Here is a 16170-nt window from a genome sequence, read left to right as displayed (position 1 = left end):
TATCCCATGAACGATATGATGATCCGTCGCTTGCCAGCAAAAATGCTGATGATGATGGCGACGATCTTGCTGTATATCGCCGTTGTTAGCTCCATCACTTTGGGGCCAATGAACATTGGTTTCAGCGACAGTCTAAAAGCGCTTCTCCAAATTGAAGCCGATCTTCCTGCTTACGCGACCGTGATCATTCAACAAGTGCGTTTACCTCGCACCCTGTTGGCGATTGCGATTGGTGGCATTCTTGCCATGTGTGGCACTGTAATGCAGGGCTTGTTCCGCAACCCGCTGGCAGATCCTGGCATTATTGGTGTGTCCGCAGGTGCCTCGTTGGGGGCAGCCATTGCCATTGTGTTGTTTGGCGGTGTGATTGGCCATACCGCGTTTCTTGTATTGGGCACAGTGCCGGTGTTCGCCTTTCTTGGTGGTGCGCTGGCGACCTATGCCATCTATTTCCTCGGCACAAGCAGCAACGGGACGTCGGTAACCATTATGTTGTTGGCTGGTGTTGCGCTTGGCGCAATTGCGGGCGCAGGCATGGGGTTGCTGAATTACTTCGCCGATGACCAAGCACTGCGTGATTTGTCACTTTGGACCATGGGTTCACTTGCTGGCGCGACCTGGGATGCGATCATTCTGGCCTACGCCTCACTCGCAATTCTTGCGTTTTTATACCAACGCCACGCTAAGCACTTAAACGCGTTGCTTTTGGGTGAAGCAGAAGCGCGTCATCTGGGCATTAATGTGCAAACGTTAAAACGTACGCTGATTTTGCTGACGGCAGCCGGCGTGGGTGTCACCGTCGCACTGTCAGGCATGATTGGCTTTATCGGCCTTGTTGTTCCGCACATCGGACGTATGCTCACGGGCCCTGACCACCGCACCCTACTTCCTGTTTCTATGCTGCTTGGTGGTTTGGTATTGCTGGTGTCTGACATGATTGCTCGCACGATCGTTGCGCCGCTTGAAGTCCCTGTTGGTATCATCACTGCCGCGATCGGTGCCCCCTTCTTTTTGGGCTTGCTCCTGAAACAACGAGGACGTTTGGCATAATGAGTATCGAGATAAAGAACGCGTCGTTAGCCCTTGGGAACAAGGTGTTACTGAATGATTTCAGCACAACCATTAGTGGTGGCGAACTCACCATTATCCTTGGCCCTAATGGCACAGGAAAAAGCTCCCTACTGAAACTCTTCAGTCAGGAGTGGCCATGTAACGGTGAGTTATCTTTTTATGGCAAGTCAGTCAACGCGTGGAAACCAGCAGATTTGGCGGAGTCAGTGGGCATTCTGCCTCAGTATAGTTCCCTGACCTTTGCATTCACGGTAAGAGAAGTGGTTGAACTGGGCGGCCTTGCCTTACGCGCCTCGCAAAAGACCATCGCTGCGATTGCAGAAGAAAAGATGCAGGTAACGGATGTTCTGCATCTTGCGGAGCGTCTCTACCCAAGTCTATCGGGTGGCGAAAAGCAACGTGTGCATTTAGCGCGTGTTCTGACTCAGCTTTCACAATCACCAAGAGAAACGGTATTGATGTTGGATGAACCCACATCGGCACTGGATATCGGGCATCAACACAAGACATTGCGATTGGCAAAGCAGTTGGCCTCAGAGGGATCGACGGTGATCGCCGTGATCCACGATCTTAATCTCGCTGCACAATACGCTGACCGTATTATTATGCTAAATAATGGACATATCGTGGCGGATGGCTCCCCAAGCCAAGTGCTCACACCGAGCAATATCGAGAATGTGTACGGCTGGGCGGTACAAGTTATCCCTCACCCGCAAGCGTCTTATCCGGTGGTATTGGCATAACGTCCGATCATATTGACATGGCGTCCGGTGGTCTTGGCATGGTGCCTAATCGTATTAGCATGATGCACAAGCGAATGAGTATGGTGCAAATGCCATACGTACTGCCTTTCTAACAAAGTCCTCTTGAGGAGGGCTTTGTTGTTTAACACCTCGGGAGAACAGGTATCCGTCACCTTCAGGTTGCTTGGTTACACCGAAGTACCTTATAGTTTTTAGGTCGCCGAAATTACATCACATGCAAGGATACTAGAATGATTCGGACGGGTATTGTCGGTTTTGGTTTGTCTGCTCAAACATTCCATCTCCCTTTTCTCTCAGTACTACCAGATTTCGAACCTGTGGCGGTTGTTTCAACGCAACGTGACGCGGTTCATCACGCCCTCCCCAATGCTGGGCTCTATGGCTCTATCGAAGAGATGCTCAGTGAAGCAGACCTCGATTTGGTGGTGATCACCACGCCAAACCACACGCATTACGATTTCGCGCGTCAGGCACTCGAAGCGGATTGCCACGTATTACTCGAAAAACCCTTCGTTGTGAAAAGTGGCCAAGGCCTCGACCTCATCAAAATCGCCAAAGAACGCGGCAAGATCCTTTGTCCGTACCAGAACCGTCGCTGGGACGGTGATTTCTTGACCGCAAAGGCACTGATTGAATCTGGCGAACTCGGTACAGTGCGCGTCTTTGAATCGCATTTCGATCGATTCCGCCCTGATGTACGTCCACGCTGGCGTGAACAACCGGGTGATGGTGCAGGCATTCTGTTTGACCTTGGTTCTCACTTGGTTGATCAGGCCTTAGTGTTGTTCGGCGATCCCGATTCGATAACGGCAACCTGCAAAGCCATTCGTAAGCAGTCTCAAACCACCGATTACTTCCACATGACACTTCACTACCCGGATAAAGACGTGATGTTGTCATCTAGCCCTTATCGATCAGGGACGGGAATGCGATTTGTTGTGCAAGGAGAGCGCGCCACCTTCTCTTGCAGCGGGTTAGACATCCAAGAACAGCAACTACGTGACGGTGTCACTATTACGTATTCGGAATTTGGCCGCCAACAGCACCAAGGAAAGCTGGAAATCGGTGACAGCGTCACTGATAAAGTGATCGACCTTGAGTATGGCAGCTACAGTCAGCTCTTCGCAGAACTTGCCCACGCCATACTGAATGCGGGTTCATCACCTGTTGATGCGTATGACGCGGTTAAAGTCATCTATGCACTGGAACTGGCCCAACATTCGTCAGATGCAGGTAAGACAGAACGCTGGGAGTTCTAATTCAGCGCTTGTCGCGAAAGCCTAGCCCATAGGGTTATCACGACGTAGATGTGCAATCAAAGACAAGCAAAAAGCGCCGTGGCTATCGATTAGCCTCGGCGCTTTTTTTAATTTTCCCTTTTAAGTAGAAAAGCCGCTAGCACAGGCCCTTCTCCTCTTTAACTCGCCGAGATACAACGCTCATCGTCTTAATGCCAGCACCTTGATAGAAGCTGCTTAGGGTTCCACTCTCGCAACCAAACTGCACATCCTTCCTTGCCTTTGCTGTCCGACACCTATGAATACATCACACCCAATCATTTTATAAATCCGTCACCACATATAAGTTATAGTGCATTATGAGGTGTTATTTCTACCGATTAACCGACTGTTATGACGTAAAAAAGCCTGCGCAAAGGCAGGCTTTCGATATCGACATGGTATCAATTAATCAGAGGCTGATATGAATCAGATCATCGAACTGGCAACCACATAGGCCAACATGCCACCCAGTAACCAGAACACCGAGATATTGAATTTACGCATCACCGCAAAGCCAACAACGACTGCAACGATGTCAGCGATACCGTGGACAGCAGACACCCAAACAGGCTGATAGAATGCAGCCACCAATAACCCCACCACTGCCGCGTTAATCAGTGTTACAGCGCCAGCAAACTTATGATGGCTCATCACCGCTTGCCACACAGGCAATACAGCGAACAACAGCAACGCGCCAGGCAGGAATATCGCCAAGGTAGCAATGACACTGCCAAGCACAGGGTGAATCCCGTCCATTGAAGCACCAATGTAGCTTGCAATGGTAAACATAGGGCCAGGAACCAATTGTGCCGCCGCATAGCCTTCAACCAAGGCATCACCCGACACAACGTCACCAATCAAGGGCTGTAACAATGGCAGCACGACGTGACCACCACCAAATACAAAACTACCCGCTTGATAGAAGTGATTGAATACGCTGATAAGGCCTGAACCGCTCGCTAATGCAGGAAGCACCAACAAAGCCGCAAACACACCGAACAAAGCGACGGTCTGGGTCAGGTTCACCCCTTCACGCGCTTTCGGTGCTACTGACTCCGGCTTTCTGATAAACACCCACCCTAATACGCCAGCAATCACGATAGGCATAAGCTGCGCAACCAGTCCGGTTTGCCACAAGATCCATGCCGCTGACACAAAACACACCAGCGCGGTCACAGCATCTGTGAGAAACTTCTTCGCCATCGTCCAAATTGCATCCGCAACGACAACAACAGCCAATAATTTCGCTGCTGAAATCAATAACGCAAGAACCGTCGAATCGCCCAATTTTGCACTGTATACCGCGGCCAGTGTTAACAACGCGAAAGAGGGAAACGTAAAACCGACAAACGCTGCTAACGCACCTAAGTAGCCTGCTCTGTGATACCCAATGTACATGCCTAACTGGCTACTTGCAGGTCCAGGTAGAAACTGACACAAGCTTAACCCCGTCGAAAACGTCTCTTCTTCTATCCAATGACGTTTCTCCACAAACTCACGTTGGAAATATCCGATGTGAGCAACTGGGCCACCAAAACTCATACAGCCCAAAACAAAGAAACGATAAAAAACTTCAAACATTGTTCGTGTACCTCCATTTATGCCGTCAAGTTTAACGGAGCCCATCCCATCAATGAAAACACTTTGTACTAATCATGGTTATTAATGTCATCGATGGTAAATAAGCCCCGTTTTGGCACCGTTTCCAACATAAACACCATCCCTGTAATCCGCTCACATTCTCATGAAGATCATATGGATCTGTATATTTACTACAAATGTATGTAAGTACCTACTAACTTAAGTGACTATTGTTTCCACAAATAAACAAAAGCCATAAGCACCTGTTTTAAATGGAATTAAATAACACCCCAACTATCTATAAACCATTGAATTCTGATTGAAAGTCACTTACATGCTGACCATTTACTGATCTCTAGGCGATGAACGCCCAAGAAAGAAAGATCGGAGAAAGACTGAAGAGACAAGAGAGACCGCACGTCCCTAGTTATGATCGGTGCTTGGAATAGCGCAGTGTGGAAGATAAAAATGCGAAGCAGTGGATTGTTATCGCTAGGTAGATCACAGCCTAATACCATCGACAACGATTAGATTTATATTGTGACAACGTCACTCATGAATAAACGCAGAAATGTGGTAGTCTTATCCCCTATCTTATCAGTGACCTAAATACCGCATGTTAGATAACCTTCAGCAGATGGTCGTACTGGCGACCGTTGCACACGAACAACACTTCACCCGTGCAGCAGAGTTCTTGGGGATTTCAAAATCTCAAGTCAGCAAACAAATCCGCTATCTTGAAGAGCGCCTAGGTGTTCAGCTTGTTCAAAGGAATACCCGCTCAGTTTCTCTCACAGAAGCTGGCGAACAATATGCCGCGTATGGGCGTAAGCTGATGGAGACCATGCAAGATGCCGAAGCAATGGTCGCTGGATATCGAAACGAAGTATCGGGTCGACTCAAGATTGGTATTGCGCAGTCTTTCGGTAATGTGCAAATAACCCGCCTTCTATCGGCCTTTCAACAACAAAACCCTTCTCTAGAATTAGAAGTGCATTTGTTTGACCATCGTCCTAATCTTTTGGAGGATGGGTTTGATTGCTGGCTAGCCATTCATGAGAATTTGCCGGAAGGGATGGTGGCGAAAAAATTGGCGGACTGTCAGTTTAAGTTGGTCGCGTCGCCCGATTATATTGAAGAACACGGCATGCCATCTCACCCTTCTGATTTGCGAGAACACAACTGTATTACGTATCAAAGTGTTCAGCGTACCTATGACCAATGGCCGTTTTCTCGGGATGGCAGTGATCAGTCAGTCACCGTGCGTGGCGGGTACCGAATCAATAACGCCCCTGCGGTACTAGAAGCAGCAAAGTCAGGTGTCGGTATCGCCTACATTGCAACCTACCTGCTTGGAGATGAATTAAAGGACGGAAAGCTCAAGGTATTGATGTCAGATTGGAAGCCAACATTAAAACTGCCGATCTATGCTGTCTACCCACGTCGTGAATATCTCGCGCCCAAGGTTCGTCGCTTTGTCGATTTTCTTGCTGAGAACATACAGCGCTCAGCAATAGCACCGTTGAGTGACGGCCAGCTATAAATAACCTTTTTACACTTTATCTGCCGAAAAAAAAGAGGAGTGAGTGACGTTGTCACACACTCCTCTTTTCTTCATTTTATAAATAAAAACAGCGTGTTAGATGTCTACTTTCTTACCTGCTGGCATCGCATACATGGCGCGAACGATTTTAGCTACACCATCTGGCAACACGGACAGCTTAGTGTCAAATTGCACACGTTCTTTGTCTGTCACAGACTCGTGTTCACGGCCTGCAGCAATGTAATTGGACGGGAACAAGTGGTAGTTCTTGTAAATTTGGCGATCAATTTCCGCAGCTAACGTTTCTGGCGTATCGAACTCATTGCCGATCACATCACCAAAAGAAACATGAATACGGCGTTTCTGTCCGACAATCCCTTGAACGATGCTTTCGATATCTTCAAACTCGCCTTTCTCATATGCACCGGCAGTTTCTTTCTGAAACAGCTCGTTCGCTTTTGCGGCATCGCAGGGATCATTCTCGTAAGAGATTGTCACGGGCACGATGCGCAGTTGAGCAATGTAGTCGGCGAAACCAATTTTCTGACGACGGCCTTCCAACGAGAACATTTTTAAGATCGCAGGATCCGTTTTATCGTCGCCGTCTTTTGCTCGCCCTTCTTTCTGCGCAATCCAAATAGACTGTTTTTCATCCAGTGATGATTTGATATACGCAGACAATTGCGAGAGTGCTTTCATCATTTCACGCGGCGCTTTTGCCGAACGCTTAACAATGAAGCTTTTGTTCAATTTCATTAGCTCAGTTGCGCACGGTTTCTTCAGTAGGTTATCGCCAATCGCGATACGCACTGTGTCGAACTGATTATTATATAAACACCAGTTAACCATTGCAGGATCCATCGCGATATCGCGGTGGTTAGATACAAACAAATAGCTTTGGTTAGGGTCAAGTTTATCTAAGCCACTCGTCGACAATCCTTCCGACGTGTTTTTTATCATTGATTCCATGTATTTCGCTATGTGTGATTGCACATCACGTATCGTCGAGATCTTTTTCCACTTAGAACGCAGGTACTGCTTAAGGAAAGGTTTAACTAACCAACCTGCTACACCCGAGATGTGTGGAAAACGATATTTTAGGATTGCAGTGATAAACTCTTCGTCATTCACCAAGCGATCAAGTGCGCCAGGTACTTCGTCATCACGAAAAGGACGGATTTCTGAGAAAGGATCATTAGTTTGTTGCACGAGACTCTACTTACTCCGTTGAAAACCACGCCATTCTACGTGGATAAAGGATTTCAAACATGGTTTTGATCGTGAATCCTGAGAGGTTGGAGGTCTAACCACACCCTAATATACTAAGAATGTAACAAGCTGGCGATTTCTTCTCCAATCAAATAGCGAGTTGCTTGATCTCATCAGCAAAACCAATGAGTATGTGCGCCTTGTAACAAGAGAATCATTACATGAAGCAAGCCATCGAGTTTCAATTTCATCAAGCCGATACACTTTTTGTGGGTGGGCGCAAAACACAGCATCACGCTACCTTCCTTTATGTACATAAAGGCGCAGCGTTAATTCGACTCGGCAAAAACGAATTTCCAGTGTGCGCAGGTCAAAGCTATTGGCTTCCATCTGGCTGTTTGAGTGCAGTAACGTTATTACAAGGTGCAGAAGTGTCCACATTGAACTTCTCAGTTCGAACGGTTGTCGCGCTTCCAACATTATCCGGTTTTTTCTCGCCTTCTCCGCTCATCGATGGGTTGATGGCAGAATTACGTCACTATCAGAAACAAGGCACCACAGACTGGGATTCAGCCTATGGCCGCTTGCTTCGATGTTTGCGCGACTATGTTACCGTTCATTCGCCTTTGCAGGGCATGCCGAAAGAAACCGCGTTGCTTGAAAAAGCGATCGATAAGTTAGCGAAAGGTCAGTTGGGCGATATTGCAGAAAACAATGCACTAGAGCTGACATTGCAGATGTCTGTTGGCAAGCTTTCAGATCAACTTTTGGTTCGTGAATGGGTACGGGCGATGAAGTCAGGGCAAAAAGTAAAGAGTATTGCGAGCAAGGCGTCACTCAACGAAGAATATGTGACGGCCAAGCTGAAAGCGATTGCGGGTTACTGAAAAGGAACTTGAAGCTGCAACATAATTTCAGTATCGGTTTGTTCATGCCAGCGCACGTCAAACCGATATCTGGCACCTCCATCAACCGACTCTGTGCCAAAGCTAAAATTCAATCCGTGGTCCATTAACCAGTCCTGTGTGGTAACGCCGTCTGAACCCAAACTGTATTCTTGGAGTTCTTCAGGCTTCCAAACACCGAACCCATAATAGCTGTTTCCCGCTTCTGCGGTTACATAGTTTGGCGCATCCAAACCATAACGCCAGCCGTCCCAAATATTAGGAAGCTCAACGTCTTCTACTCTCCACTCCATCAAATCAGATCGGCGACCAAAATCGCTATTTAACTGATACTTACCACCATCTTTGATAATGATTTGTGATGATTCATGATCAGTAGAATAAGCTGCGTAAAGAAGTGACGGCGTCACAAGCGTACAAAAAGTGAGGCTTGCACATACAAAGTGTTTCAACACAGTACAAAAATCCCGTAAATATCGAACATTGTTATTCTTTTAAAAAACGAAAAGACCCGATGATTACATCACCACGATGGGGAGCCTAATCAAAATCCTTTTTCGTCAATCGTCTTGCCAAAGTAGGAGTGGTTAACGAAGATACGTCACCTTCTGCAATCAGGCACTCACGAATATGCGTACTTCGGATATTCACCGTTTCGGGGCAAGCCAAAATGTTCCATCGCGCCATAATTTCAGCGGAGTTGTGGAACTTTGCAAAGCTTAGGAAATTATCCGGCCCAAGCACAAACGTCAGTTCAGAATTGGGATATTGGTTCTGAAGATGGTTTAACAACGCCCAGGTTGTAACCGCCTCTCCGCCTGCAATATCTTTTTCATCAGAACACAACTCAACACTGTCGAGAGATGCATCGTTAATAAATGCCTCTACCCACTCGCAACGTTTTCCAAAATCCGCCATTTTCTTGCCCCATGCATGTGCAAAATTAGGCACAAGCAATACACGGTCAAAATGAGAGAGTCTCTGAATAACACTGAGATGACCAAGGCTAGGCGGATTAAACGCGCTGCCAAATATAGCAATTTGTTTGGGAGTATTCTTCTCAGTCATTTCAAAATGTTTATCAATTTGTTAGTAGTCCTTAATCTGACACAGTTCATGATCAAGGAGAAGTCGATTTGCTTATTTTGAGGCATCTTAATGGTGCAACTGATGAAATTACGAACAAAACACTCACCCTCGTGATGATTACCTTTCGACGACAGATAAAACCAACAAACTAAATTCAGGTAATTCGCGTATAAATCTTGCGTAATAAAAGCTATAGCGATGAATGAACATGATTTTATCGTCAAGATATTGCAAAATAGCCTGAATTGTTCAGCGAAAGCGAAAATGAGGAAAACCGCGAAATGGAACAAGCTATCCGCGCAGAGATGCAAGTACTCCCGTCAATTGACCCAGCCTTTGAAGTTGAGCGCCGTGTTAACTTTATCAAGAACCGACTCAAAGCCTCTTTCACACGTTCACTCGTGTTGGGCATCAGTGGCGGTGTGGATTCTTCAACCTGTGGTCGACTCGCACAATTGGCGGTGGATCAGCTAAATCAAGAAACCGGCACAACGGATTACCAGTTTATTGCTGTTCGCCTTCCTTACGGTATTCAGCAAGATGAAGACGAAGCCCAACTTGCACTGAGCTTCATTCAACCGACACACTCAGTGAGCGTTAACATTAAAGAGGGTGTTGACGGACTGCACGCGTCTTCCCTTTCTGCGCTAGCAAACACCGGTCTTATTCCACAAGACGATGCAAAAGTAGATTTCGTGAAAGGCAACGTTAAAGCCCGTGCTCGCATGGTTGCACAATACGAAATTGCAGGGCTTGTTGGTGGTCTCGTGCTGGGTACTGACCATTCAGCAGAAAACATCACGGGTTTCTACACCAAGTTTGGCGACGGCGCTTGCGACCTTGCCCCTTTGTTTGGTTTGAGCAAACGCCAAGTCCGCCAGCTTGCGGCTTTCTTGGGTGCGCCAGAATTGTTAGTGGTGAAAACACCGACAGCAGATTTGGAAGAACTGGCACCGCAAAAAGCAGATGAAGATGCACTTCAGCTGACTTACGATGAAATCGATGATTTCTTGGAAGGCAAGGATGTGGAAGCACGTGTCTCTGAGCGTTTAGTCTCAATCTACAAGATGACGCAGCACAAACGCCAACCTATTCCGACAATTTACGACGACGAATAATCGCTCATCAAGCAATCAGCTAGAACAAGAATCGCCTGTCTTACAACAGGCGTTTTTTTACGTTATTTGTTGTATAAACGGCGTGTTAAAATCGCGCGAGTTTGTCTCCCACCTCAATTAACATGTCCAGCTCCCACCACACCATTTCACACATACCGTGTCGATACGCAGCCTTTCTAAATTCCGCATGTTCAGATTGATACATCACGAATTTGTCGGGGCTAAACAATCGGCAGGTTTTAACGTTCGCCAATCGATCACACGCTTTTACAATGAGCGCGAGTTTTGCGGCATCGTCATTCTCATCAAGAGATTGTAAACGGCTGTTCAACTGTTTTTTGCGTGTTGCCCTATCACTGGCAATAGGGTCCGTCACATAGCTAACCGACAACGCAATCAGCTCGCCAAAATCATGGACGATTTCATCGACGCTGGTTGTCGTGTCTTCAAGCACATCATGGAGTTGTGCGATGATCATGGCATTCATGCCAAATGGCTGAGCAAGACGCTCTACATCATCAAGATGAACATGATATGGAAATTCGCCATACCTCTGTCCTTCATGGCGTGCGCGGGCAAAAGTTCTGGCGAGTAGCAATCGATCGTTCAAGCGCGTTCCCTACAAAGACGATGACTGAGAGAGGAATATACCCAATTAACCTAAAGACATTGATTCAGCCGCGCACGGTTGACCGCGAAACCCGCCCACACAAGCTCGAGGCTGATGTGAAATATCGCGGTTCTACAGTGTACGTGGCTTGAAGCTCTGAGTTTTTAATTGCGAGTTGTTTGAGTATCGGTATGTGGTTAATTTTCCGACATTTTGAAGGGAATTGAAAAAGAAAACGGCCAATAAATTGGCCGTTTTCACATTAATCGTCTTTCTTTGCAGCTTCACGTTCGCGGATTTCATTAGCAACGATCATAATGGCTTCGCCACTGCTCATTCCTGTCGCCATTAATGCGTGAATTCGCTCAGCGGCTTCTTGTTGTTCACTGTGCGTTAGCGTCGGCATATTGTTCATTGGCGATCTCAAATCTATCAGTTAGGATGCCGCGTATTCTAATGCCGACTTAGGCAGTTGTCACTGTTCGCTTTTTCTATTCACCTTTTTTGCATTTGGTTTTGTTGTTACGCCCTAGAACCGACCTAGAACATAAAGGCGAGTTGCGCCGAAGCACCATAGCTATTGGTATCAATGATCGACGCTGAAATATCAAAGTGCACAGTGTTGGCTGGAGACAAACCTAAGCCCAAGGTCAAGGTGCCGTCTAGCGTGTCTTCAAGGTCATTGATATAGCCACCTCGAAGTTGTGCCCACCCCCATGCATTAAACTCTGCACCAACTCGGACGAGTTGTGTATTGTCTTTAATTTCTGGCCCTGAACCCGTAAAGCGCGTCTGATCATTCAAATCAATGTCTAACGCGAAAGTCGCAAGTTCAGTCACATAAGCTGTACCCAGTGTATAAAGCGGATCAACATGGTAGGTATATTCACGGGTACGAAAAGCCGTTTTGATCTCATTCGAAATCAAGTTCTTACCGGCAAGCGCGACACGAAAAGGTCCATTCTGCCATGCAACACCAATGTCCATGTTAAACGCACTGTCTTCGGTGCGGTGTTCATCGGCATCCCAATCATCCACATCAAAGTCATCTACCGACACCTCATAATGGTAGGTATACAGTTGTTGGGATTTTGGCGTAACGCCAACAGCGATCCGTTGCCCCGCCAATTCAACATTGCCCGCAAGAGCTAGACCCACGTCAACCACACCAAATGCAAGGACACGCGCATTGGATGACAAAGATGTAGATGTGCCGTTTTCTATCGCAGAAACATCAGCATCTGAAATTTCTGGAAGGACAATAGCTTCGGTATAACCTTTCACAAAAAAGTTACCCGACACCGTGTTGGTAGGGATGGCAATCGCACCACCAATACCACCACTGACATATGCCGCGCGGTCATCTAGATTTCGCAATGCATTTGCTGTGTTGGTTTGGTTATCTGAATTCGTGGGGTTATTTCGGAAGTTGTCGTAAACATCACCGAAATTTTCGAGTCCATCAACCAATTCATCGGGGTCTCGAAATTGAATACCAATTGTCGGAAACAAAACGCCAAACGCGCTGGTGGGCTCAAGCGCTACCAGTGCTGGGTTATGAAAACCCGCTGCCAAATAATCTGCGGCAGCAGTCCCTGCGCCACCCATTGCATCAATACGCGCATCTACACTGTAGTTGGCGGCATAGGTTGAGAAAGAAGCAAAAGCTACGCTGAGCGCCACAATACTTTTTTTCATGATTTGAAATCCATCTCCAAGTACCAGTTACAAGCAATCGCACTAAGGAAGCACGCTGCCTAAGTTCTTTTACTGATACTAGTCGAGGCGATTTAAGTTGATGACGACGTGTCTCTAAGGTGTGACGCTATTCAAAGGTTAATACAGGAATTAAACATAGCGCTGAGCGTTTTAGAGAGATGATTCGAAAGAGTAACCTGAATAACATTCAGGTTACATAATGAAAATTAGGGAGAAAGTGTGCGTAAATCGATGTCAGGAAGATCAATAGCACGGCCTATTCGCTGTACTTCTTCAAACAAAATTGCCCCCTGCCAACGGCGCTCTATCAAAGCAACAGTCAACCAATATTGGCCATCCGTCACGTCAAGCACCGGCAAAGAAGTAGGCAAATTTTTGTCTTTTTCTTCAGACCAAATCGGTGCTAAATCATCGGAATCTTGGCGGTATAGATTCATCGAAAGAAAAGGTCTCGGGCACGTGCCTTTTAAATCGGTAGGTGGTGATATACGCCAGCTGCGACTGTCTTTCCAACTGATTTTTTGAGTAGGCTCAGGCTGACTAACAATGATCCATGACGACCACACTTCACTGGAAAGCGATGTTAGCTCCAGTTTGTATAGGCCAGACTTAACGGCGCGAGAAAGCCCTTCGATTTCTAGCTTAAAATCGTTGGCTTTGTCTTTGGGCAAATCAACCTGAACCAATGAACGATCGGGCCATGCCGAAAACGATACGTTACCGATGCCCTGTTTGGATGATCCATACAAAGAAAACTGGTAGTAAACACGGTTAGGGGTTTGAATCGTTTCACGGCGCACAACCACACTTTGAAGCCAACTGGGCAATGAAAGCGTGCTAAGACTGCGGCCGCAATCTTCATTGATCGCTAGCGAAAGCAACTCCGCTAAATGGCGATCTTCAGTGTCGTTTTTGACTTGTTGCCATGCTTCGACCATGGCATCAAAACTGGCTGCTGTATCACCTTCAAGTAATCGCTGATGCGCAGACGTTAGCGCATCAGAACCACTAAACCACGCCGCCGTTACAGATAACGGCGTCGTCAAGAAAAGGAAGAAACAAGCAAGCCTGTAAATCATTGCACCTTCATTCGGTAACCAACGCCACGCAGCGTTTCGATTTCAATCTCAGGCAGTTTCTGACGGAGCTGAAGCACGTGCGTATCTACCGTTCGTGTTGTTGGGTAATGGTTGTAACCCCACACTTGATCAAGCAATTCATCACGCGTGAATACTCGCCCTGCGTTTTTGGCTAAAAACGCCAACAGGTCAAATTCAGTACGGGTCAAGATCACTTCACTCCCCGAACAAATAACACTGCGTTGTGCCATGTTAATGCGCAAGGTGCCAACAATGATGTCATCTTCAGACACACTGTCACCTTCCGTTACTGGGCGGCGTAAATGCACACGAATACGCGCGAGTAACTCAGCCTCAGCAAAAGGTTTGGTCATGTAATCCGTCGCGCCTGAATCCAAACCGCCGACACGGTCGCGCACAGACACCATGGCAGTCAGCATGATAATTGGAACATCTTTGATCTTTTTCCAGTTTGGAAGCCAATCCATTGAGTCGCCTTCAGGAAGTTGGCGATCAAGTACCACTAAATCTGCATCTGCCCATAAAGCTTCCACTTTCTCTGCACAGTCTGCGTATAAACATTTGTAGCCATTTTGCTCCAGACTCGCCAATAGGCCGTCTGCTAAGTTTGCGTCATCCTCAACGAGCAGCAGTGTCGTTTGGGTCACAAGGTATCTCCAGAATAAACGTGGTAGGCGGTCCGACTAATGTTAAGCGACCCCCCATCCTATCAATCATTGATTCAACGATCGTGAGACCAAGGCCTAGGCCTTTCTCACTCACAAACGGTTTTCTTATTGTCTTCCAATCTTTCGCGGATAGCTGCCCTTGATCCTGCACTTTTATTGTCAGGAGACCGCCATTCACTTCCGCGATGACTTTTACAGGCGTAACACCGTATTTTTTGGCGTTACTTATCAGGTTATCGAGAGACGTTGTCAGCCAATACACGTTCACCGCGATCTCAGCATCCTCTCCCGCCATTAATTCAACTTCGCGCTCTTCACAGAGGAAAGAAAGCCATTCCACATACGAAGGAATGTGTTCGCGATATAGTTGTTGTTGATTCGATTGAAGGTAATCCTTGCTGGCTTCAGCAAGTTGCTTCAATCGCATGGAATCTTCGCAGAGGCGTCTGAATTCATCATACAAAGGCTCAGGGAGGCTATCGAATTTTCGACGAAAACCTTCTACCGTCATCGATAAACTTGCAATCGGTGTACGCAGTTCATGCGTTAAAATCTGTAACACCAGCATGCGTTCTTGCATCAGACGTCGTTTAATCGCCCAACGGTTAAACACCCAAACGCCAAACCAGACTAAGTTAATCGCACCTAGCCCTAAAACAAGCTGCGACCAATAAGAAGGGGCACGCTCGATATTCCAACAAACATTACCGATACGCGATAAGCAGTAATTTTCTGATCCCGTTGGTGCTACCAACAAATCTGCATGTTCAAGTGGTGCTAACCACTCCTCTGCAGCGAAGATCTCGTAGTCACTACCTTGGCGAACCCACAATTCGTCACCAGAAAGTATAAATTCTGCCCCGCCATTCAGTGCATTGATGCCATTTTCAGACATTCTTTGTAAACGACCGAGCAATGTGTCTGGCGGGGATAATAAACGTTCCTTGATATGAAAGAAACGTAATAGATCCTCGCGTACATCCGGATACTTTTCTACGAACTTAGCAGCATAACTTCCGCCACCTGGATGGATTAAGTTCGAGCGTGAAAACCAAACAGGTGGAAGGCGTGTGTTAAAGCATAGCGCTCGGGTGAAAACCAAAGGATCGGTAACGAGTGGACTCACCGGCCAAGGCCCCTGACATTTTTCAGACGCCTGATAAAGTCGCTTTAGATCTTTGAGTGGGTATGACGCCGACTGCGGAAGAAGACTGTCTGGCACCAACAGTGCCTTCGGGTATTCACTATGAATGGCATTGAGTTCGTAACTTGCGACAGGGTTTTCTTCCATTAGCGACGCTCTGAACGCATTAAGCTGTTCAGGGAAAGACGCCTCTGCCATCGCAAAACTGCTAACAGAGAGAAGAAAGGTAAGAAGAAACATTCGCATAGCGTGAGATTAGCATCAAAACATTTTGGAATGTCAGCATTTTGTAAGAGAGCAATACCATTGCTGGCGTTTGCATAAAAAAAAGCCAGCGAGCTGCTGGCTTTTTCGTCAATGACGTTTGTT

At 46.9% G+C, this 16170-nt stretch carries 16 protein-coding genes; 6 read left to right on the top strand and 10 right to left on the bottom strand.

The annotated features are described in order from the left end of the window. Positions 1 to 6: 6 nt before the first annotated feature. The 3 genes from BM082_RS10695 (at position 7) to BM082_RS10685 (ending at position 3094) form a co-directional block, all read left to right on the top strand. Positions 7 to 1050: a FecCD family ABC transporter permease gene (locus tag BM082_RS10695; RefSeq protein ID WP_074926908.1), complete on the top strand. Its 1044-nt coding sequence runs from the start codon at positions 7 to 9 to the stop codon at positions 1048 to 1050. After that, positions 1050 to 1814, top strand: a complete 765-nt coding sequence (locus BM082_RS10690; protein WP_074926907.1) for a heme ABC transporter ATP-binding protein — start codon at positions 1050 to 1052, stop codon at positions 1812 to 1814. Before BM082_RS10695 ends, BM082_RS10690 begins: the two co-directional genes overlap by 1 nt. 251 nt (positions 1815 to 2065) lie before the next feature. Next, positions 2066 to 3094, top strand: coding sequence for a Gfo/Idh/MocA family oxidoreductase (locus BM082_RS10685; protein ID WP_074926905.1), 1029 nt, complete (start codon positions 2066 to 2068; stop codon positions 3092 to 3094). A 447-nt stretch (positions 3095 to 3541) separates the two neighbouring features. On the opposite strand, the gene chrA is transcribed toward BM082_RS10685, so the two are convergent. Further along, the gene (gene chrA / locus BM082_RS10680; protein ID WP_017016464.1) at positions 3542 to 4696 is read right to left on the bottom strand and encodes a chromate efflux transporter; all 1155 of its coding nucleotides are present in this window, start codon (positions 4694 to 4696) and stop codon (positions 3542 to 3544) included. A 616-nt stretch (positions 4697 to 5312) separates the two neighbouring features. Between chrA and BM082_RS10675 the strand changes: the two genes are divergently transcribed. Continuing rightward, positions 5313 to 6239, top strand: a complete 927-nt coding sequence (locus BM082_RS10675) for a LysR family transcriptional regulator (RefSeq protein WP_017007926.1) — start codon at positions 5313 to 5315, stop codon at positions 6237 to 6239. A 96-nt stretch (positions 6240 to 6335) separates the two neighbouring features. Here BM082_RS10675 and BM082_RS10670 read toward each other — a convergent pair whose 3' ends face one another. Beyond that, on the bottom strand, positions 6336 to 7448 hold the full coding sequence (locus tag BM082_RS10670) for a 1-acyl-sn-glycerol-3-phosphate acyltransferase (protein WP_017016463.1): 1113 nt from the start codon (positions 7446 to 7448) through the stop codon (positions 6336 to 6338). A 221-nt stretch (positions 7449 to 7669) separates the two neighbouring features. On the opposite strand from BM082_RS10670, the gene BM082_RS10665 reads away from it, so the two are divergent. Continuing rightward, positions 7670 to 8335, top strand: coding sequence for a hypothetical protein (locus BM082_RS10665; protein ID WP_017016462.1), 666 nt, complete (start codon positions 7670 to 7672; stop codon positions 8333 to 8335). On the opposite strand, the gene BM082_RS10660 is transcribed toward BM082_RS10665, so the two are convergent. Beyond that, a complete protein-coding gene (locus tag BM082_RS10660) occupies positions 8329 to 8808 on the bottom strand; it encodes a hypothetical protein (protein WP_017015593.1) in 480 nt (159 codons plus the stop codon). The two genes, BM082_RS10665 and BM082_RS10660, sit on opposite strands and share 7 nt — an antisense overlap. Positions 8809 to 8893: 85 nt before the next feature. Next, entirely contained in the window at positions 8894 to 9421 is a 528-nt protein-coding gene (locus tag BM082_RS10655) for a nicotinate-nicotinamide nucleotide adenylyltransferase (protein ID WP_017015594.1), read from the bottom strand. Between the two features lie 302 nt (positions 9422 to 9723). Between BM082_RS10655 and nadE the strand changes: the two genes are divergently transcribed. Continuing rightward, entirely contained in the window at positions 9724 to 10560 is an 837-nt protein-coding gene (nadE, locus tag BM082_RS10650; protein WP_017007931.1) for an ammonia-dependent NAD(+) synthetase, read from the top strand. Between the two features lie 85 nt (positions 10561 to 10645). On the opposite strand, the gene BM082_RS10645 is transcribed toward nadE, so the two are convergent. The 6 genes from BM082_RS10645 to BM082_RS10620 all read right to left on the bottom strand — a co-directional run bounded on the left by BM082_RS10645 (position 10646) and on the right by BM082_RS10620 (position 16047). After that, entirely contained in the window at positions 10646 to 11170 is a 525-nt protein-coding gene (locus BM082_RS10645) for a nucleotidyltransferase family protein (protein ID WP_017016461.1), read from the bottom strand. Between the two features lie 262 nt (positions 11171 to 11432). After that, positions 11433 to 11585 carry a YoaH family protein gene (locus BM082_RS10640; protein WP_074926903.1) on the bottom strand — a complete coding sequence of 51 codons (153 nt, stop codon included), beginning with the start codon at positions 11583 to 11585 and terminating at the stop codon, positions 11433 to 11435. Positions 11586 to 11710: 125 nt separating this feature from the next. Next, a complete protein-coding gene (locus tag BM082_RS10635) occupies positions 11711 to 12868 on the bottom strand; it encodes a conjugal transfer protein TraF (protein ID WP_017007934.1) in 1158 nt (385 codons plus the stop codon). A 227-nt stretch (positions 12869 to 13095) separates the two neighbouring features. Further along, complete coding sequence (locus BM082_RS10630; RefSeq protein WP_017016460.1) at positions 13096 to 13968, bottom strand: DUF2861 family protein; 873 nt, start codon at positions 13966 to 13968, stop codon at positions 13096 to 13098. Further along, entirely contained in the window at positions 13965 to 14636 is a 672-nt protein-coding gene (locus BM082_RS10625) for a response regulator transcription factor (protein ID WP_017007936.1), read from the bottom strand. The genes BM082_RS10630 and BM082_RS10625 overlap by 4 nt, the downstream gene beginning before the upstream one ends. Continuing rightward, the gene (locus tag BM082_RS10620; RefSeq protein WP_026025107.1) at positions 14608 to 16047 is read right to left on the bottom strand and encodes an ATP-binding protein; all 1440 of its coding nucleotides are present in this window, start codon (positions 16045 to 16047) and stop codon (positions 14608 to 14610) included. The genes BM082_RS10625 and BM082_RS10620 overlap by 29 nt, the downstream gene beginning before the upstream one ends. Positions 16048 to 16170: the final 123 nt, after the last annotated feature.

Origin of the sequence: Enterovibrio norvegicus DSM 15893, from assembly GCF_900115495.1 — a bacterium.
Classification (GTDB): Bacteria; Pseudomonadota; Gammaproteobacteria; order Enterobacterales; family Vibrionaceae; genus Enterovibrio; species Enterovibrio norvegicus.
Note: the sequence above shows the minus strand (reverse complement) of the source record. Positions and strands in the feature narration are given on the sequence as shown.